This is a genomic window from Bacillus sp. FSL L8-0654, assembly GCF_038629965.1.
GTDB lineage: Bacteria > Bacillota > Bacilli > Bacillales > Bacillaceae > Bacillus > Bacillus safensis.
This window is the reverse complement of sequence record NZ_CP152026.1, coordinates 990,775-1,011,032: the sequence shown is the minus strand read 5'-3', so window position 1 is coordinate 1,011,032 and position 20,258 is coordinate 990,775. Positions and strand designations below refer to the sequence as shown.

Sequence of the window (20,258 nt, the reverse complement as noted above, 5' to 3'; positions counted from 1 at the left end):
TTCTGCTTTAGTATAATAGAAGAAAAGATAGAAAAGGCGGGATTTGATTGACAACAATTTGCCTAGTCAGACACGGGGAAACAGATTGGAATGCAGCGAAACGAATTCAAGGACGAACAGATATCCCTTTAAACGACACAGGTAAATGGCAGGCTGAACAAACTGGACTTTACTTAAAGGATGTCCATTGGGATGTTGTCATTTCCAGTCCACTAACAAGGGCAAAAGAAACGGCACACTTGATTTTAAATCATGTCCATGCTCCACTTGTCATCATGGATGATTTTATAGAACGAGATTATGGTGACGCTGAAGGCATGTCGTTTGAGGAGCGTCAGAAGCTGTTTCCAGATAAACAGTATCCAAATATGGAACCAATTGAGACGATTCAAAACCGAATGCTAGAAGGTATTGAGAAAGTCAGAGCCGCCTATCCAGATCAACATGTCCTGATCGTGGCTCACGGAGCTGCTATCCATGCTTTACTCACCACTTTGGCAGATGAACATATGGGTCTACAGAACACGAGACTTGTTAATGCTTGCTTAAATTATGTGGAATGGTCAGATGGTAAATGGAAGGTCCGTGATTACAACGTGGTCAGCCATTTAACTCAATCCGCCCCTTCTTAAAGAGCCTGTTATCTTAGCAGGTTCTTTTTTATGGCAAAAACAATGATAAAATAATATTTTTTTATATCGAAATTCGAAATAGATGCTAGACGATTCTACCTATTTTATGGCTTTTCGGGTATCGAATATTTAACCGGAAATGGATCATGAGAAAAAAAGCACACTCCCTTTTTAATAGAACATCGCTGAAATGATAGAATAAACATATTTTACCACCAGTTCCAAGTGACTTAATTCCCCAATTTTCGCTAGGACTTTCACAAAAATTCGGGTCTACTCTTATTTGCCTACTTCCCTTAAACTGAATATACAGAATAATCAAACGGTTCATTCTTATAGACTACGGATGATTATTCTGAAATAAGAAAAAAGGGATGTGGAATGTGCGTGAAAAAGAAAAATGTGATGACAAGTGTTTTATTGGCTGTCCCTCTTCTGTTTTCAGCAGGGTTTGGAGGATCCATGGCAAATGCCGAAACGGTCTCCAAAACAGATAGTGAAAAAAGCTATATTGTTGGTTTTAAAGCCTCTGCCACCACAAACAGCTCTAAGAAACAAGCTGTCATTCAAAATGGTGGAAAACTAGAAAAACAATACCGCCTCATTAATGCTGCACAAGTGAAAATGTCCGAACAAGCCGCCAAGAAACTTGAACATGACCCTAGCATTGCTTACGTAGAAGAAGACCATAAAGCAGAAGCATATGCACAAACCGTCCCTTATGGAATCCCTCAAATCAAAGCTCCAGCTGTACACGCTCAAGGTTATAAAGGTGCTAATGTCAAAGTAGCTGTCCTTGATACTGGAATCCACGCTGCACACCCTGACTTAAATGTTGCAGGCGGTGCGAGCTTCGTCCCTTCAGAGCCAAATGCCACCCAAGACTTTCAATCACATGGAACTCACGTAGCAGGAACCATTGCTGCCCTTGATAACACAATTGGTGTTCTTGGGGTCGCTCCAAGCGCTTCCCTATATGCTGTGAAAGTATTAGACCGTAATGGCGACGGACAATACAGCTGGATTATTAGCGGTATTGAATGGGCTGTAGCGAATAACATGGATGTCATCAATATGAGCTTAGGCGGACCAAACGGCTCCACAGCGCTTAAAAATGCTGTTGACACAGCGAATAACCGCGGAGTAGTTGTCGTTGCCGCAGCAGGAAATTCAGGTTCATTTGGCTCTACTAGCACCGTTGGCTATCCAGCAAAATACGATTCTACAATTGCTGTTGCCAATGTAAACAGTAACAATGTCAGAAACTCATCTTCTAGCGCAGGTCCTGAATTAGATGTTTCTGCACCTGGTACTTCTATTTTAAGTACGGTGCCAAGCAGTGGATACACTTCTTATACTGGAACATCTATGGCGTCTCCTCATGTAGCAGGAGCAGCAGCGCTTATCCTTTCTAAGTATCCGAATCTATCAACTTCTCAGGTTCGCCAGCGCTTAGAAAACACGGCAACACCGCTTGGTGACTCATTCTATTACGGAAAAGGGTTAATCAACGTTCAAGCGGCTTCTAACTAATCCAAATGTGATAATAAAAATCCGGCTGATCCAGCCGGATTTTATTTATTCCTGCTTTTTCGGCGTTTTCTCTTTTTCCGCTGCTTTTTCCATATCCATAATTCTTTCCATCATGGTCGGGTGTCCATAGCGGAAAATCTTCACTAGAAATGGTGGATTCACCTGGGAGAGCCCTGATTTTGCAAGCTTTTGAAAAGACGTTACGCCTGCATTCCCGTCTTTTGTCATGTTCACCGCATATTCGTCGGCTGCCCGTTCTTGATGCCTTGACACTGCATTTGTAAAAGGTGAAGCTGCAAATGACAGCATGGAAACGATGATTAAAAGAAGCGGAAGAGCGGCGATGTCGTTAGACACCTTGAGTCGAAATGAGGCTGCTCCTTTTTGATAAAGATAAAAATAAAGACGGTCGATTACAAAAAATCCGGCCAGTGACAGCACTAAATATCCTGCTAACCCAATATAGACATGTTTCATGACGTAATGTCCCATTTCATGCGCCATGATAAATAAAATTTCGCGGTCTTTCAGCTTTTGCAGTGTTGTATCCCATAAAACAATACGCTTATTTTCACCTATTCCTGTGACATAAGCGTTCATCGTATTCGTTTTTTCAGACATATTGACCTCGTATACATGATCTGCCGGAATATGCGCTTTGTCTGCCAGCGTTAATATCTTCTTCTCTAGGGCTTGATCCTTTAGTGGATAAAAATTGTTATATAACGGATCAATGACGACCGGCTGTATAAAGAAGAGAAACAGCGTAACTGGGACTGTCAAACACCACGCATACAGCCACCAGCGCTTTCTTCTCTTTTGAATCAGCCAAAAGAACACAATAGCACAAAGGGCAAGGAGCGGATATTGAATCCAAAAATCCAGTGTTTGATCTTTCAACCAGCTTGCCGTACTTTGTGAAGATACTCCGTAGTGTAAAGACAGCTGATAGCCAATCCATTTAATTGGGAATGAAATGATCATTGTTAAAAGTGACAGCACAAACACATACACAAGTTTGCTTAAAAACTTGAAACGGGCTGCTGCCAAGCTCCAGTCTGCTATTTTCCGTGAAAACCCTGAAATGAGCAAAAGAAAAAAGACATACCAATCTAATGGGATGGTTATGAAATACAGCAGGTTCCGTATGTTCGAGAAATTCTCACTGATCACAAGCTCATGGCTTGTCATAAAAGTATGCGGATCTGCACTTGTCTCTTTTATACTTTCAGGTACCGATGAATCCCCCATTAGAAACAAATACGAATAAATAAAAAGACCGTACAATATGTATGCTACCGTTACAAGAGCTATCCATTTACGTACTCGCACAGGTCAGCCTCCTTTCCATCCCTCTCTCTATTCTAGTCGCGCATTTTTTCGTTTAGAACCTGTCTCATGTGGCTCCATCATAGCATGCCCCATCTGAAAAAGCTTTCGCGAAAAAAATGATTATGCGGCTCAAAAATCGGAGAAGCTACATGTAAAACAGTAAGTTGGAGGATCAAAATGAAGAAAATCCTTGCAGGAGTTGTGATTTTTGGACTTTTATTAATCACTTTCTTTTATGTGTTCAGCCGGACGAGCGAAATCTTTGATGAGAATCGAGCAGAAAAATTGCTGCTCTCACCTGCGAATGAATCAATCTCTTATGAAATAGATGATAAGGACACAGCAGAAGATTTAATTGAAGAATTAAATAAAGGCAAACAAACAAGCAATCATCTCAAGAAAAATTTAAAAAAGCCTGATTATATCGCCAAGGTGATGTTCGGACGAACAAACGGCACCACCTTCCAGCTTTGGACCAACCGATCACAGGTCGTTTTTTTAGTTGATGGAACGTTTTATGAACTGAATCAAAAACAGTCGAATTCTTTTCAGAGACAGTTAAAAGAAGCCATTCAAAAGAGCTAAAATGTCTTTGAGAGAAAACCTTGAAGTGCGGGGATTTGTAAGGGAGCCTCCTCATCAGAGACTCCCTTTTTTTATTTACTTTCTTCTGCTTGATACTTTTCTCTTAGCGCTCTTCTTAAAATTTTACCTGTTGTGTTTTTAGGAATATCATCTATGAAATGGATCGTTTGGGGCTGCTTATATTTTGCTAAATAGCGTGAACAATGTGTGATGATGTCTTCTTGATTGATGTGAGCATGTTTCTTAGGGGAAATGTAACAGACGACTGCCTCTCCTGTGTTTGGGTCTGGCACACCGATGACAACGGCTTCTGCTACACCTTCATGTTGATAGAGTACTTCTTCTACTTCTCTTGGATAAACATTATAACCGCCAACAAGAATCATATCCTTTTTCCGATCGACAATGTAAATATATCCGTCTTCATCTCTTCTCGCCAAATCGCCAGTATACAGCCAGCCGTCTCTTAGTGCAGCTTCCGTATCTTCTGGCATTTGATAATAGCCTTTCATGATGTTTGGCCCTTTTGCTATCAGCTCTCCGACTTCATTAGGACCGACTTCTTCTCCAAGTTCATTCACAATTTTATTCTTCACATTCATAATGTCAGTTCCGACAGAACCCGGTTTTCTTTTTCCGTCAAGAGGATTGAATGCAGTCACTGGAGATGCCTCTGATAACCCATAGCCCTCAAGGACCGTAACTCCGAACTTTTTCTCAAAGCCATGCAGTAAGGCAACAGGCATTGAGGCACCGCCTGATATACAGATCCTCACAGATGACATCGCTTCATTATGCCCCTCCTGTCGGTACAAATAGTTATACATGGTGGGCACACCAACAAATAGCGTTGGCTTCTCTTTTTCCATCATGCGCAAAAGCTCTGACGGGCTGAAATGCGGCAAGACATAAATCGTCGCACCATGAATCAACGGCGCATTCATACAGACTGTTAAACAAAATACATGGAACATTGGCAAAGCGGCAATGACCTTGTCCTTTTTATCAATCGATAAATACTCAGCGACATCTCTGGCATTTGAATAAAGGTTGAAATGAGTCAGCATGGCACCTTTTGGTTTTCCTGTCGTGCCAGATGTAAATAAAATAACAGCGGTATCATCTGGCTGAATGGAAGGGTGTACGTTTTCATTCGCAGCACCTGTCACAAGCTTTCCAAAGAAAACAAGCCGATCAGATACTTCCTTGAAGCTTGATCTGCACGCCGCTTCATTTTCTGCACAAATAATGACTCTTTCAATGGAAGGAAGCTGCTCATACACCTGTTCGTACACTGGCAGAAGCTGTTCAGGCGCAACAATACCTTTAACATCACCTGTGATGAGCATATATCCAATTTCACTAGGTGTGTATGTTGGGTTAATAGGCACAACGACAAGCCCTGCCTTTAATGCGCCAAAAAAAGAAATGACGAAATGCGGTGAATTTCCTAAAATAAGCGCGATATGATCCCCGGCTTGAAACCCTTCGCTCACTAATCCATCTGCAAAACGCTCGATACTTGTCATCAGCTCTCGATAGGTCCACTTCTTTCCTTCAAAGATCAATGCGATATTTTCTCCCTTCGTCATCGCCGTCTGCTGAAGATTTTTGATCAAATCCATTCTCCCACCCCTTACATGTCATCAATGAATGAATGGCCATTCATTTTATGGCCGAACATTCCTCCTTTCTATTATAATCGACAATCGAAAAAATCCACAAGATCAAATGTAAATCGCTTTCATTTCCTTCAATCAAAAAAGCACTGCTATGCCTAGCAGTGCTTTCCCGCGATTAATAAATCAAATCAAGAAAATCCTCTTTTGATACGTTGCCGAAATAGTGACGCATGTCCATATCTTCTAAGACGTCACTGATCGTTTTACGATCATATTGCTGGCCAATGAGCCGCTTCTCAATATCGGCAATATCTCCTACGCCAAAGAAATCACCAAAGATTTTGCAATCCTGGATCATCCCTTTTTTCACTTCTAATCGCAAATCAATGGAGCCTGCAGGGAATCTCTTAGAATGCTGCAAATTAAATTTCGGTGAACGGCCATAGTTCCATTCCCATTTTTGATAGCGATCTCGGGAAATCTCGTGAATCTTTTCCCAATCCTTTTCAGTCAGACGATATTGAGGCACGTCCCCATTTGTATCAAAAATGTAGCTTAAAAGAATTTTTCTAAACTCTTCTGTTGTCATTTTTTGATCCATCAGTTCACTAATATTGGCAACCCTGCTTCTAATTGATTTGATGCCTTTTGATTCAATCTTTTCTTTTTTCACATTTAAAGCCGAAACGACATGTTCAATTTCTGAATCAAATAGCAGTGTGCCGTGGCTGAAAATACGTCCTCTTGTTGCGAACTGGGCATTTCCAGAAATTTTACGTCCATCTGCCATGATGTCATTTCTGCCGCTCAATTCAGCTTTAACGCCTAGCTTTTCAAGCGCTTTGATAACTGGCTCTGTGAACTTTTTAAAGTTATGAAAGCTGTCTCCATCATCTTTTGTGATAAAGCTGAAGTTTAAGTTCCCTTTGTCATGGTAAACTGCACCACCGCCGGATAAGCGGCGCACGACTTTGATTCCATTGTCTTCCACATACTTTGTGTTGATTTCTTCTATTGTATTTTGGTTCTTTCCAATAATGATCGACGGCTGATTGATGTAAAACAGCAAATATGTTTCTTCTGGATCTAAATATTTTAAGCAATATTCTTCAATTGCCAAATTAATCATTGGATCATAATGTTGTTCGTTATCGATAAACAGCATCTCTATCTTCCTTCCTTGTTCCATCTAAGCCCTGAATGGGCAAGCTGTATACTGCCAGTATATAACGCCTGTGCTTCATTGACTAGGTCTTTATGACGTCCAAAATGGGGCAGATGGGTGATGATAAGTTCCCCAACATTTGCTTCCTTTGCAATTTTCCCTACTTCCGTACTGTTCATATGTCCGGCACCTGATCCATCTTGTCCAACGTAAAAATTGCTTTCGGCAATGAGCAGATCTGCCCCCTTGCTAAATGGAATAAATGCCTCCTGATAGCTTGAGTCTGCAGTATACACGACCACAGCATCTTCTGCCTGAATTCTCATCGCATAGCATTCTGCCGGATGAACCGTTTTCAAAAAATCAATTTGAAAGGGTCCGAGTTCAATCCTTTCTTCTGGCTGGTAAGGCTTTGCCTTTGTATGTACATCATCAGAAAGCCGCCCAAATGCTTCTTGATCACCAGTATGTCCATAGATCGGAAGCGGGCCGCTGCTTTTTCCTAAATGATATCCCACTAGCTTTGCATATTGGAGTGGTCCGATATCAGCAATATGATCGTGGTGATAATGAGAAAGGAGAACAGCATCTAGTTCTTCTATATCAATGTATTGCTGCAGCTTTGAAAGAACACCGCTTCCGCAGTCTACAAGAAGACGAAAGCCATTTGATTCAAAAAGGTAGCCTGATGTCGCTTCACCAGCTGCCGGAAACCCTCCATAGCATCCAATCACGGTTAAGTTCAACGTCATTTTTCCCTCCTTTTCTAAAAATCCCCTTCTTACAATATACCCATTTTTCAAGGAAAAAGCATTCTTCCTGCCTATTGTTACAAAACAGATTGACAATTATTAATCTGTTATAATACAATAATAGCAACAAATCGTATTGGAGGATGACAAATGCTAGGAAAAATCACAGAGTTTTTTAGAAATTTGCCCTCAAAGAAATGCACAAAATGTGGAAATGATTTAATGGAACAGCACGAGTGTTACGGTAATGAATGTGAGGAATGCTCACAAGTAAGTTATCTTAAATAAGGGAATAAATTGAATAAAAAAGCACTTTTTTCCTCCGTCATCAGTTGGAGTCAAAGGTGCTTTTTATTTTTTCTGAAAAATAGGTAAAAAGGTAAAACCCTCGTCACAAAAGGGTTTTTTAGTATTTTCATATGATGACTTTTAGTTCTGAAGGCACTTTTTATTGACTCGAAACAATGGAGGGGGTTCTAAATGTCTATTTTTTCTAATAATTTTGTATTTTCTTAATATAATTTAATCGTGGACGAACCTCTTTAAATTTAGTTATACTTTAATTCATATATTAAAACTTAATATGGTGGGAATATTCCTTTAATGAATATGTTAGGGAGGAAATCTATGAAAAAATTAAAATTTGGATTGGCTACTCAAATCCTAATCGGTCTTATTCTCGGTGTTGTTGTTGGGGCAATCTTTTTCGGTAACCCAGGTGTCGAGACATACTTAAAACCAATTGGAGACTTCTTCTTAAGGCTCATAAAGATGATTGTCATACCAATTGTCGTATCCAGCTTAATTTTAGGTGTTGCAGGTGCGGGTGATGGTAAAAAAGTAGGGAAACTAGGTTTTAGAACCATTCTTTATTTTGAAATTATCACAACATTTGCGATTGTCCTTGGTCTTGTGCTTGCAAACTTTGTACAGCCTGGTGCAGGCGTTGACTTTGGAAATACGGAAAAGCAAGATATTAGCCAGTATGTTGAAACGGAAAAAGAGCAAAGCAGCAAATCAGTTGCTGATACGTTCCTTCATATCGTTCCAACGAACTTCTTCCAATCATTGGCGGAAGGTGATTTGCTTGCGATTATTTTCTTCACTGTGCTATTTGCACTTGGCGTTTCAGCAATTGGCGAACGCGGTAAACCAGTGCTCGCCTTCTTCGAGGGTGTATCACATGCCATGTTCCATGTCGTCAATGTTGTGATGAAAGCTGCACCATTTGGTGTATTTGCACTCATTGGTGTGACCGTATCAAAATTTGGTCTTGAATCTCTCATTTCATTAGGTAAGCTTGTAGGTCTTGTTTATTTTGCGCTCGCTCTCTTCCTTATCGTTGTATTCGGAATTATCGGAAAGATGATTGGCGTCAATATTTTCAGATTTCTTGCTTACATGAAAGACGAAATGCTTCTTGCCTTTAGTACATCCAGCTCTGAAACAGTTTTACCAAGAGTCATGGATAAAATGGAGCGCATCGGATGTCCAAAAGGAATTGTTTCGTTCGTTATCCCAATCGGTTATACGTTTAATCTGGACGGCTCCGTCTTGTATCAAGCCATTGCTGCGCTTTTCCTTGCACAGGTATATGGCATTGACCTCACGATCGTCCAGCAGCTTACACTAGTTCTTGTGCTGATGGTAACATCTAAAGGAATGGCTGCCGTTCCTGGTACTTCATTTGTTGTATTACTCGCGACATTAGGAACGATCGGTGTACCTGCTGAAGGTCTTGCATTTATTGCAGGTGTGGACCGTATCATGGATATGGCACGGACTGTTGTCAACTTAACAGGAAATGCACTTGCAGCTGTTGTCATGTCTAAATGGGAAGGGCAGTATGACCCTGAAAAAGGACATCGTGTGATGACTGGACAAGAGGCACCTGAGCCAACACAGCTTTCAAGCTAACCAAAAAGAACCCCATCTATCAGGGGTTCTTTTTTTATGCTGTGATTAATGGTGATTGAACATAGTAGTAAAGGAGATCCGCTGTATGGACAAGTGAATCTTCATGTGTTCTTTCAAAAGCATGCGAGGAATCTATACCAGGACCAATCAGTCCATGAATGATATCATGCCCTGCTCTAATGGCTGCTGATGCATCAGAGCCATAATAAGGGTAGATATCAAGGCGGTAATCAATGTTGTTCTCTTCTGCTAATGCAGCTAAATGCTTGCGAAATCCATAGTGATAAGGGCCGCTCGAATCCTTTACACAAATCGATACACTGTATTCATCTGTCGATTGACCGTCACCGATCGCACCCATATCTACAGCGAGATATTCCACTGTTTCTTCTGGAATATTCGAGTTGCCGCCGTAGCCAATCTCTTCATTATTGGAAATTAAAAAATGCGTCGTATGCGGCAATGTGATGTTTTCCTTTTGAATCCGGTGGATGAGCCGCAAAAGCAGCGCAACACTTGCCTTATCATCAAGATGTCTTGATTTAATAAACCCTGAAGACGTCACTTCCACTCTCGGATCAAATGAAATAAAGTCCCCTACTTGAATGCCAAGTGCTTTGACATCGTCTGCATTTTTCACCTTTTCATCGAGACGAATCTCCATATTTTCTTGGTTTCGTTTCGCTTTTCCAGCATCCGCATAAACATGAACGGATGTTTGATGCATAAGAATGGTCCCTGTGTATGTATGGCCTGATGCTGTTTCAATTTCACAATATTCGCCTTCAATTGAGTTATATTGAAAGCCTCCAATAAGTGCAAGACGAAGCCGTCCATTTGATTTAATTTCCTTAACCATCGCACCGAGCGTATCGACATGCGCTGTCAGCATGCGGTGTTCCTTGTCATCTGTTCCTTTGATTGTGGCAATTAATCCGCCTTTTCGATTTCGTTTTGTCTCAATATTCAAATCTTGTAAAAAACGTTCAACAAAGCCGATCACTTTTTCCGTATTTCCTGATGGACTTGGGATTGATACGAGCTTTTGAATCAGCTGAACGGTTTCGTTTACTTCAGTTGTCATTCGGCATTTCCTCCTTTGTCTGAAAGCAATTCCTTCCATGTATGCCTTTTTCAGCATCTCTTCTTAAAATATATCGCTTCAGGTTCGAGATGTCTAATTTCAAATGAAAAATCCTTCCTCTATAAAGAGAAAGGATTCATAGATTAAGCTTCGTCCTGTTTCATTTTTCTTACGTTCCAAGCAAAGTATGCTGTTGTTGCTGCCATCATGATGATCGCAACTGTTCCAAGGATCGCTGCTTGGTGCCATAAATAGCTGTCATCACCGCTTGCAATGATCGTTCTAAATCCGTTGATGGTATACGTCATTGGAAGCAGACTATGAATGACTTGGAAGAATTTCGGCACAAGCTCAAGCGGGAATGTACCAGCACTTGCTGCGAGCTGAAGAACCAAGATAATAACGGCAATGAAGCGTCCTGGGTTCCCCATAGTTGTCGCCAGCAGCTGAATGATCGCTAAGAATGTCAGACTGACGATAATCGCAAAGAGATAGAAGCGCCAGAGGCTTTCCACCTCAAGACCAAGCCCAAAGATGAGCATGGAGCTTGCAATAACTGCTTGCAGGATACCGACAAAGAGGAGCACACTATATTTGCTGAAAAACCATTCAAACGCATTTCTAGGGCGTCCAGCAGGGTCTTTCATTGGGAATACAACAGTGAGCATGAGAGCCCCTACAAAGAGTCCCATCGATAAAATATAAGGTGTGAGCCCTGTACCATAATTATCGATCTTTTTCGCTGTATCATTTTCTGTTTTCACGGGACTGGCAATCATATTGTAATTGTCTTGACCCGCATCAATTTCTCCTGTTTCATCAGCGGCACTTTTTAATTTATCGGACAGCTTACCTGTACCGCTCTTTAAATCTCCCAATCCTTTATCGAGTGATTTTGAACCTTCAGCAAGCTTAGATGTGTTGCTTTGGATATTCGTTGAACCACTTTCCAGCTTATTTAACGCTGCACTAAGCTGGCTTGAACCATTCGCAAGCTTATCTGCACCGCTTTTCGCTGTATCAAGCTTTCCATTTGCTGTTTGCAGACCATCTTGTAATTGGCCTTGACCTGTTTGGAGCTTCAGTGCACCTTGATACAATTTATTCGTACCTGATGTCATTTGATCAATCGCATTTTGTATCGCGACTGTAGACGTGTACAGCTGTTCCGTTTTCTTTGGCAGCTGTTTGACTTGCTGCAGCTGAGCTTTTGCAGAAGCAACCGCAGATTGAACCTCACTAGCATCAGGCAGTTCCTGCAAGGCCGCTAAGCTTTGTTCAAGTCCAGACAGATCAGGCAGTTCGATTTTAGGCAGACTGTCAAGCTGATCCATTGCCGCCTTTTTCTCTTCATCTGTCATTGAGCTGTTTTGGATGATGCTTTTTACTTTAGCATCTCGATTCGATAACGCTTCTTTTAATGAAGCCAGTTTTGTACTAAACGTTTTTGCGTCTTTTTTCACCTGATCAAGTTTAGGCGCCATCTTTTCAAGATTCGCTAATTCTGGTGACGATAAGACTTTTTCTACTGCTTCAATTTTTTCTGAAAAAGATTGTGCTTTGTTGTTTAGCTGCTCAATACCCGCTGTAAATTGCGGCATTTTAGAAGCGAGCTGCTGATGACCTTCGCGGCTTGTGTTTAGCCCTTCAGTCAATGTATCAATCCCTGTACCAAGCTCTCCAAATTTCTGATCGATGGTTTGATAGCCTGTTAAGAGCTGGCCAAGACCGCTGTCAAGAGATTGTATCCCTGTGTTCAGTTCACCCATTTTACCAGCAAACTGATGAACACCTTCGCTATAGGTTAACGTTCCCTCAGCCAATTTTGCTAGATTTTCTTTTAATTTGTTACTGCCATCTTTTGCATCTTTTGTTCCGTCATCAATTTTCTTCGCACCATCGCTTGCTTGATCTAAGCCTTTTGCAATCGTTTTGAAGTTATCAAAAATGACCTCTGCGTAATTTTTTGTGACTTCCTTTGAAACCGAATCTTTTAATTTGATAATGGCATTATTCGCAATTTGTGACGCCGCATAGTTGGCGCCTGGATTCGTATAATATTTCAGATTCGATTTTTTCGGATGTTTATCAAGGACTGTACTTGCATTTTTCGAGAATTCCTTTGGTATTTCCACGACGAGATAATAATCCTCGTTATTTAATCCCTTCAAGGCTTTTTCTTCACTATCGACAAAGTTCCATTTGAAATTATCATTTTTCTTTAATTCCTTCACTAAATCATCGCCGACATGCAGTGTTTTTCCGTCATAATGACTGCCTTCGTCCAAGTTGACAACCGCTACAGGCAATTGATCAACTGTACCATATGGATCCCAGTACGCTTTTAAAAACACGCCGCTGTAAATCAGCGGAATAAATAAGACAGCGAAAATCGGGATCAGTAGTTTTTTGCTCGTCACAATGTCTTTCCATTGATTCCGAATTAAATTCATTGCTGTTTTCCTCCCATAGATGAATGACTAAATTTAGAATTTGGTCATTTGAACTTAAAAAAAATTATCTTGCTGCTAAAAGTCCTTTGAGTACATAAAGCTCCAGCGACTCGGCCACCTCTTCTTTTGTTAAAGGCTCGTATCGCTTTTCCCAATCAAAAATAAGTGCAATATATAGTTTCACCATCACAAATGCAGTCAATTCAGGATCACATGGCTTAATATCGCCTTTATCAATCGCTTCTTTTACTTTCGTTTTAATATAGCGAATGATCATTTGCTCCATCTTCTCAATCATTTCCTTGACCGCTGACGTGCCAAGCTTCGCATTTTCCTGAAAGATTTTGATTGTGAGCTGGTGATTTTTTCGAAATTCCAATATTGCAAAGAGTGCTAAATGAAGGTTTTCAGAGAAACTTTTCTCCTCATCCATTGCTTCATCCGCAATTTTCCTCATCTCACTTAAAAGGGATGTAAAAATTTCATCGAACAGCTCTTCTTTGTTTTTGAAAAAGGTATAAATGGTTCCTTTTCCGACGTTGGCAAGCTTCGCCACAAGGTCCATTGTGGTGGCTTTATACCCGAATTGAGTAAATGCCTTCGTAGCCCCGTCTAAAATCATTTGTCTCCTATCAACACTCATGATTTTCACTCCCAAAATGACTATTTGAACGTTTTGGTCATTAAGTACAGAAAGTAATATACCATATCCTTTTCTCCAGATGCAACAACTTTGTTCACTTTTATGATTCACAACTCTTTTTGAATTATTCGAGCATGAAAAACTCCCTTTCCTTGATAGAAAAGGGAGTTTGTTTTATGAAAATAGATAAGATACAGCCTCTGAAATGGCAGCTTTTCCTTGATCAATACAATCAGGGATTCCGACACCTTCAAAAGCAGCACCTGTGATATAAACACCAGGATATGATTGCTTAAACGTTTCTCGCATGTTCGAAATGGCTTTTTGATGACCGACGTGATATTGCGGCATGCTCGTCTTCCAGCGAGTCACTGTTGTCAGTTCTGGATCTGCTTTAATATCCATAATTTTCTTTAAATCCTCCAGCACAATGCTGACGATTTGATGGTCTGACTGTTCGACAATTGATTCGTCGCCAGCCTTCCCTACATAAGCACGCAATAATGTTTTTCCTTTAGGAGCTGTATGCGGCCATTTTTTGTTCGTCCATGTACAAGCTGTAATAGAGAAATCACTGTTTCTTGAGATGACAAAACCAGTACCGTCATATTCATTATGAACATCCTCTTCTTTAAAACCGAGTGCAACCGTTGCAACAGAAGTAGATGTCATATCATGCAAGTACTCAAGCCCCGCTTCTTTTGGAAACATGGAATAGATCGATTGATGCGGAGTTGTCACAATGGCTGAATCAGCAAAAAGCGTTTGACCGCTGTCTAACTGCACACCGTAGCCCTCATCTGTTTTTTCAATCTGCTTCACTTTTGTCCCTTTATAAATCGTTGTCAGCTTGAGCTTGCTTTCTACTGCTTCAACAAGCGCTTGAAGTCCTTGATTGATCGTTTGGAACTGCCCTTGTTTTTTCGCTGTCACTTGCTGCGCTTTCGCATGCTGCTGTGATTTTTTCATCCCAAGAATCAAACTGCGATGCTTTTGTTCTGTTTGATAAAACTGCGGGAAGGTGGACATTAAGCTGAGACGGTCAATGTCACCTGCATAAATGCCTGATAGAAGAGGTTCGATTAAATTCTCAACTACTTCATCACCGACACGTCTTCTAAAAAATTCACCGAGCGACTGATCTTCTGTTTGCTTGCTTTTTGGCAAGACGAAATCCATTGCGGCTCTCGCTTTTCCTGCAACTGAAAAAAGACCGGTTGTGATGAATGGGCTGATTTGAGTTGGAATACCCATGACAGCGCCTTTTGGCATCGGGTGAAGGGTTTCATTGACTAGTACATACGCCTGCCCTGTTTCATTATTGACGAGCTGATCGGATAGACCTACATCTTTCGCCAGCTGCGGTCCACTGACCTTTCTTTCTAAAAATGAATCAGGCCCACGTTCAATGATGTAGCCGTCTTTATATAATGTTTGGATTTTTCCACCTAGCCTAGGGCTCGCTTCAATAAGAGATATTTGAATGGGAAGACCTTTTTCTTCGACTTCCTTTTCCAAATAGAAGGCGGCGGCTAAACCAGTGATGCCACCGCCAATGATGACAAGGTGTTTTTGATTGTCATGCATAGGATCGCCTTCTTTTATATAATTACTTGCTTTCGTCAAGCTTCTTTAATACGACAGTTGCGAGGGCATCAATAAATGCTGGTTTCGCATTTGGCATTTCTGGTCGATAGTAGGCTGCACCGATTTCATCTGTCACGACTTTACATTCATAATCGTTGTCGTATAACACTTCAAGATGGTCAGCGACAAACCCAACAGGCACATATACGAACGTTTTATAGCCTTTTTGTTCGAATAGGTCCCGTGTTAAGTCTTGAACGTCTGGTCCAAGCCATGGATCAGGCGTGTTGCCTTCGCTTTGCCAGCCAATTTCATAATGTTCAATTCCTGCACCTTCTGCAATCATTTTGGCAGATTGTGCGAGCTGATCAGGATATGGATCTCCTGCTGCAATAATCTTTTCAGGAAGGCTGTGTGCAGACACAATGAGTACGGCTGATTCTCTTTCCTCTTCACTCATTGATGCATACGTATCCTTCACTTGTTTCACCCAATAGTCCACAAACTTCGGCTCATCGTACCAGCTTTCCACAGACGTAATCTTCAGATTGCCAAGCTTGTCTGCCTCATCTTGTGCACGCTTGTTATACGATTTCACGCTAAAGGTTGAAAAATGCGGCGCAAGAACAATACTCACTGCTTCTGTGATGCCGTCCTTGTGCATCTCTGCAACTGCATCCTCAATGAACGGCTCAATATGCTTTAAGCCAATATAGACATGAAATTCAATGTCGTCTTGGATGTCGTTCAAATGATCACACAAACCATTTGCCTGCTGTTCGGTAATTTTTGATAAAGGAGAAATACCGCCGATTGCCTTGTAGCGATCCTTCAAATCTTGCAGCATCTCTGGCTCCGGCTTTCTGCCTCTGCGGATATGTGTATAATAACGCTCAATATCTTCTTCTTTATATGGGGTGCCATATGCCATGACAAGAAGTCCCATTTTCTTTTTCTCCACAACCAACACTCCTTCAGATCATTTGAAATAGTTTAGATGGATGATTTTTTATGTTTCGCTGAATAATCGTGAATAAAATCTGTCAGCTTCTTTAACGTATCTGGTGAAACATCTGGAAATACCCCATGACCTAAGTTAAAGATAAAGTGATCTGATTTCATTCCTTGATCTAAAATATCTTTTGCTCTCTCTTCAATGACTTCCCAAGGAGCAAGTAAAATAGTTGGATCAAGGTTCCCCTGTAACGTTTTTGTGAGCCCTTCTTTTCTTGCTTCGTCTACACTCATACGCCAATCCAGTCCAACCACATCAAGCGGCAGATCATGCCAATCTTTCGCTAAATGGCTTGCACCAACTCCATACATGATCATTGGGACGTTTTCAGACTTCAGCTCTGTGAAAATTCGCTGCATGACAGGCTTAATGAATGTCCGGTAATCTGCTGCATTTAAAGCACCAACCCATGAGTCGAAAATTTGAAATGCGCTGACCCCGGCTTTTACCTGCGCACGTATGTACGTGATCGTCATATCAGCTAACTTGTTCATGAGCAGCATCCACGCCTCAGGATCACTGTACATCAGCGCCTTTGTTTTATGATAATTTTTAGATGGACCGCCTTCAATCATATAGCTTGCCATCGTAAATGGTGCGCCAGCAAAACCGATAAGCGGAACATTCAGCTGCTCCTTCGTTAAAAGCTGAATGGTATCAAGCACATATGGCAGGTCTTCTTCAGGATGAAGTTCCCCAAGACGTTCAATATCTGCTTTAGATCGAATCGGTGCATCAATCACAGGTCCAATTCCATTTTTAATTTCTACGTCCACTCCAATAGCCGGAAGCGGGGTCATAATATCTTTATATAAAATAGCGGCATCTACACCATATTGTTCTACAGGAAGTCTTGTTACATAAGCACATAACTCTGGCTGATGCGTAATTTCAAATAGCCCGTATTTTTCTTTAAGGGCACGATATTCAGGCTGTGAGCGTCCTGCCTGTCTCATATACCACACTGGTACATGGTCTGTTTTTTCCCCTTTACACGCCTTTAAGAACGTGTCATTAAAAACCTTCGTTTTTCCCATTACCTTTCATTCCACCTTTCGCCTTATACTCTCTTTTTGTACAAGGCTCAAACCTGCTTTTACTATACCGTTTTTTCAAGGCACGGTATACTAAAGCGGCTCAATGTTCAAAAAATCGCCGAATATTAACGTCCAAAAGCCTCTGGCTTGACATATGGACTGCCTTCTCCTTCTTCTTGCGTTTGGGTATTATATGGAACAACCTTATACTCTGCATTTGAAAATACATTGGCATACGGCATTGTATAGCTGTCCACGCCTGTCACTGTGTCGATCAGCGTCTCGCTTCCATTTCTCTTTTCATAGATGCGGTATTCAATGCGTTTATCCTCCTGATTGTCCCAAGACAGCTCTAATGTAAACAAGCCTTTGATTTTAAACGCATAGCGGGCTTCAAATCCTGATAATCCCTCTAAATGGATGGGCGACTCGAGCTCTTTAATCCCCTCTGGTTTTTCAAACGTTTCATTGGTGATTTGAGCTGCTGTTAAAATATCTTTAAACAGCTGTACAGGGTATTGACTGCCTCCAGTTAAATAGTGGCTGTTATCGGTTTTGTCATACCCCATCCAAATTGCACCCGTTGTACTAGGCGTATAGCCGGCAAACCAAGCATCCTTTGTTGCACCTTTCACACCTGAATATGTGGTCGTACCTGTCTTACCTGCTAAATCTCCAGCGTATGAACCGCTCTGGGCTGTTCCGCCCTTGACGACTTGCTGGAGCATTCTTGTCATATTCCAAGCATTCTGCACACTAAATACTCGTTCTTGCTGACTACGATTCTTTTCTACAGTTTCTCCTTCATCATTGGTGATTTTTTGAATAAAGAAAGGCTTTTTATATACGCCTTCATTTGCAAATGTATGAAAGGCTCCAGCGATCTGTAATGGAGAAACTCCTTTTTCTAAACCGCCAAGTGCAATAGCTAAGCCTTTATCCGAGATATCTATCCCCATTTTCTCGAGATATGATTTCGACATATCAATGCCCAGCTGGCTTAATGTCCACACAGCAGCGGTATTTTTACTTTTCATGAGGGCTTCCACCATTGTGACCCTGCCTTCATACTGCCCATCGTAATTCTTAGGTGAATAGCCGTCATAGCTTTTTTCTTTGTCTTCAAGCAGTGAATAAGGTCTGAATTTTTTCTCCTGCATTGCCGGACCGTAGACTGCGATCGGCTTAAAAACAGATCCCGGCTGCCTAACAGCTGTCACCCTGTTGTAGCCTCTCGCCTGATATTCTCGTCCACCGATGGCTGCTTTCACTCCACCAGACTCGTTATCAATGAATACGGCGCTGCCTTCCGGAGAACCGCTTTTTCCCGGGAAATAACGGTTGTTCTTCATCGCATCATAAGCGGTTTTTTGCAGATTCATATCAATCGGAACTGTAATGGTATAGCCGCCTTGAAGCAATTGTTCATGCGAAATGGCATACTCTGATTCTGCTTCTTTAATAATGAGATCAACATAGCTGTCCACCCAAGGCGTTTCTGATTTCTTTTTTAAATGAATGCCTAGTGTTCTCCCTTTTGCTTCTACTGTTTCTGTTGAAGACAAATATCCTTGTTCATTCATTAAATTCAGGATGGTGTCCCGCCTCTGTTTATTTTTATCAGGGTGTAAAACAGGCGAGTAAGAAGATGGTGCCTTTGGCATCGCAGCGAGTGTGGCACCTTCGCTGACCGTTAAATCTTTCACATCCTTACTAAAATAATAATTGGCTGCTGCCTGAATACCATAAACACCATGGCCAAAGTAAAGCTGATTCAAATACATCTCTAGCAGCTTATCCTTTGAATAATCTCTCTCTAAATTAATGGCAATAATGACTTCTTTCGTTTTTCGAAGAAAGGTTTTGTCATTTGTGAGAAAAATATTTTTTGCGAGCTGCTGGGTAATTGTACTGCCGCCCTCTACCTTCCCTCCTGCTAATATATCTCGATAAACCGCCCTTGAAATAGACTGTGCATCAATTCCGTGATGCTCATAAAAACGCTTGTCCTCGACAGCCACAAAAGCTTTTGCTACTTTATCAGGCACCTCTTTTAATGACACAGGGTCCCGATTTTCTGAATACATGCTTGTGAGTTCTTTTCCATTCTGATCAATGATTTTGGAGGAAGCGTGAAAAACAAGCTTCTTTTCATCTATGACATAATGTCCTAAAAATAAAATCGTCAGATAGCCAATGAATGAGAGTACGATTGTACTTCCTGCAATGACTAATGGAATGATTATCTTCTTTTTCTTCAAATTAGGTCACCTCATTCCTTTATACGGATAGTATGGGATGTATTGCTTCATAATATGTTTTATGGATTGACTGCCAAAGAATTATATATCATTCTTTTGTTATACTATCAAGCAGGAGGCGGTTTAGATGAATTTCTATATTACATATGGAACAGCAGATTTTTTGCATAAAATCGCAAAGAAACACCATCTGGAAAATCTGCTTTATATGGTCGGAAAAGAACAAGCAGCTCTTTTTCATGAAACGGAGGGTGAGACTGTATTTAAAGCCCCTCATGCCTATGATGTGATTTATGCGAAAGGCGAGCTTGTCCAATCTGGTTTCGTCACCTTGAATCATATCCCTGTTAAGCTTGAAAGCAGAGCACTGTTTGAATCCACCTTTCAGAAAAAGACGAACATCTCAGAACATCAGCGCGGCTTCCAGGCTATTCGCGTTTTAAGACCTAAAAAAGATGAAGAAGTTTATTTGATTTTGACACTTTGGGAATCAGAGGACTTATTTCAAGACTTTCAAGAATCAGAAGCATTCTTTCAGCCACACGAAGATACAGGCTCCATTTTCTCTCGTCCAGCTTACCTCACATCCTACCATGCCGTCACAGACAATTAAGGAAGTGCTGCTCTCAGCACTTCTTTT

General features: G+C 41.1%; 17 protein-coding genes. 6 read left to right on the top strand and 11 right to left on the bottom strand.

The annotated features are described in order from the left end of the window. Positions 1-47 precede the first annotated feature (47 nt). Complete coding sequence (locus MHH65_RS05045; protein WP_024426547.1) at positions 48-632, top strand: histidine phosphatase family protein; 585 nt, start codon at positions 48-50, stop codon at positions 630-632. 387 nt (positions 633-1,019) lie between these two features. After that, on the top strand, positions 1,020-2,165 hold the full coding sequence (locus tag MHH65_RS05040; RefSeq protein WP_034282323.1) for a S8 family peptidase: 1,146 nt from the start codon (positions 1,020-1,022) through the stop codon (positions 2,163-2,165). Positions 2,166-2,210: 45 nt separating this feature from the next. Here the strand turns inward: MHH65_RS05040 and MHH65_RS05035 are convergent, their stop codons facing one another. Further along, positions 2,211-3,497 (bottom strand): M48 family metallopeptidase, encoded by a 1,287-nt coding sequence (locus tag MHH65_RS05035; RefSeq protein ID WP_034282187.1) that lies wholly within the window; start codon positions 3,495-3,497, stop codon positions 2,211-2,213. Between the two features lie 177 nt (positions 3,498-3,674). On the opposite strand from MHH65_RS05035, the gene MHH65_RS05030 reads away from it, so the two are divergent. Next, entirely contained in the window at positions 3,675-4,082 is a 408-nt protein-coding gene (locus MHH65_RS05030; RefSeq protein WP_034282188.1) for a hypothetical protein, read from the top strand. 71 nt (positions 4,083-4,153) lie between these two features. On the opposite strand, the gene MHH65_RS05025 is transcribed toward MHH65_RS05030, so the two are convergent. From MHH65_RS05025 to MHH65_RS05015, 3 genes are all read right to left on the bottom strand, one after another. Next, on the bottom strand, positions 4,154-5,707 hold the full coding sequence (locus tag MHH65_RS05025) for a fatty acid--CoA ligase family protein (protein WP_034282189.1): 1,554 nt from the start codon (positions 5,705-5,707) through the stop codon (positions 4,154-4,156). A gap of 172 nt (positions 5,708-5,879) precedes the next feature. Then, positions 5,880-6,869, bottom strand: a complete 990-nt coding sequence (locus MHH65_RS05020; protein WP_024425472.1) for a lipoate--protein ligase — start codon at positions 6,867-6,869, stop codon at positions 5,880-5,882. Between the two features lie 2 nt (positions 6,870-6,871). Then, a complete protein-coding gene (locus MHH65_RS05015; protein ID WP_034282324.1) occupies positions 6,872-7,615 on the bottom strand; it encodes an MBL fold metallo-hydrolase in 744 nt (247 codons plus the stop codon). 156 nt (positions 7,616-7,771) lie between these two features. Here MHH65_RS05015 and yhfH point away from each other — a divergent pair, with 156 nt between their 5' ends. Further along, positions 7,772-7,909, top strand: coding sequence for a protein YhfH (yhfH, locus tag MHH65_RS05010; RefSeq protein WP_008359029.1), 138 nt, complete (start codon positions 7,772-7,774; stop codon positions 7,907-7,909). Between the two features lie 339 nt (positions 7,910-8,248). After that, a complete protein-coding gene (locus MHH65_RS05005; protein ID WP_034282190.1) occupies positions 8,249-9,538 on the top strand; it encodes a cation:dicarboxylase symporter family transporter in 1,290 nt (429 codons plus the stop codon). A 34-nt stretch (positions 9,539-9,572) separates the two neighbouring features. Here MHH65_RS05005 and MHH65_RS05000 read toward each other — a convergent pair whose 3' ends face one another. The 7 genes from MHH65_RS05000 to MHH65_RS04970 form a co-directional block, all read right to left on the bottom strand. Continuing rightward, positions 9,573-10,622: a M42 family metallopeptidase gene (locus MHH65_RS05000; protein WP_034282191.1), complete on the bottom strand. Its 1,050-nt coding sequence runs from the start codon at positions 10,620-10,622 to the stop codon at positions 9,573-9,575. A 143-nt stretch (positions 10,623-10,765) separates the two neighbouring features. Beyond that, the gene (locus MHH65_RS04995) at positions 10,766-13,075 is read right to left on the bottom strand and encodes a YhgE/Pip domain-containing protein (RefSeq protein ID WP_024426554.1); all 2,310 of its coding nucleotides are present in this window, start codon (positions 13,073-13,075) and stop codon (positions 10,766-10,768) included. 64 nt (positions 13,076-13,139) lie between these two features. Beyond that, a complete protein-coding gene (locus tag MHH65_RS04990) occupies positions 13,140-13,718 on the bottom strand; it encodes a TetR/AcrR family transcriptional regulator (protein WP_024426555.1) in 579 nt (192 codons plus the stop codon). A gap of 174 nt (positions 13,719-13,892) precedes the next feature. Further along, positions 13,893-15,305: a protoporphyrinogen oxidase gene (gene hemY, locus MHH65_RS04985; RefSeq protein WP_024426556.1), complete on the bottom strand. Its 1,413-nt coding sequence runs from the start codon at positions 15,303-15,305 to the stop codon at positions 13,893-13,895. Between the two features lie 22 nt (positions 15,306-15,327). Next, the gene (gene hemH / locus MHH65_RS04980; RefSeq protein ID WP_024426557.1) at positions 15,328-16,266 is read right to left on the bottom strand and encodes a ferrochelatase; all 939 of its coding nucleotides are present in this window, start codon (positions 16,264-16,266) and stop codon (positions 15,328-15,330) included. 32 nt (positions 16,267-16,298) lie between these two features. Further along, a complete protein-coding gene (gene hemE, locus MHH65_RS04975; protein WP_024425464.1) occupies positions 16,299-17,357 on the bottom strand; it encodes a uroporphyrinogen decarboxylase in 1,059 nt (352 codons plus the stop codon). A gap of 125 nt (positions 17,358-17,482) precedes the next feature. Continuing rightward, positions 17,483-19,618 (bottom strand): PBP1A family penicillin-binding protein, encoded by a 2,136-nt coding sequence (locus tag MHH65_RS04970; RefSeq protein WP_024426558.1) that lies wholly within the window; start codon positions 19,616-19,618, stop codon positions 17,483-17,485. A 127-nt stretch (positions 19,619-19,745) separates the two neighbouring features. Between MHH65_RS04970 and MHH65_RS04965 the strand changes: the two genes are divergently transcribed. Next, positions 19,746-20,231 carry an antibiotic biosynthesis monooxygenase gene (locus MHH65_RS04965; RefSeq protein ID WP_024426559.1) on the top strand — a complete coding sequence of 162 codons (486 nt, stop codon included), beginning with the start codon at positions 19,746-19,748 and terminating at the stop codon, positions 20,229-20,231. The last annotated feature ends 27 nt before the right edge of the window (positions 20,232-20,258 follow it).